General features: G+C 66.7%; 1 pseudogene. It reads left to right on the forward strand.

What is annotated here, in order from left to right:
- Positions 1-214: 214 nt before the first annotated feature.
- Positions 215-439: pseudogene (locus G9373_RS45685) on the forward strand (acyl CoA:acetate/3-ketoacid CoA transferase); the annotation flags it as partial.

Raw genomic sequence — 439 nt, forward strand, 5'->3', positions numbered from 1 at the left:
GACCGTGGCCAACGAACTGCGCGGCGCGCTGGAAGGCGCCATGGCCCATCACGCACGCCGCGTCCTGGCCGATGCACACGCCGCGCGCCGCTGGTGGTGGCGCCTGGCAGATTGGTGCGCCTACCGGCTCGTGCGCCTTGGCGTCGTCATCAGCGGGCGCGCAGCACAGTATTAGTGGTACGGACATCTACAAAACAAACAAGACGGAGGAGACATGCAAGTCATCACAGCGGATGAGGCCGCGCGATTGGTGCAGCCCGGGTGGACGGTGGCATGCGCGGGGTTTGTCGGCGCGGGCCATGCAGAGGCCGTCACGCACGCGCTGGAACGCCGCTTTCTGACCACAGGCGAACCGCGCGATCTCACGCTGGTCTACTCCGCCGGACAGGGCGATCGCGCTACGCGCGGCGTCAACCATTTCGGCAATCCAGAGATGACG

Source organism: Rhodococcus sp. A14, assembly GCF_011603105.1.
Classification (GTDB): Bacteria; Actinomycetota; Actinomycetes; order Mycobacteriales; family Mycobacteriaceae; genus Rhodococcus_F; species Rhodococcus_F opacus.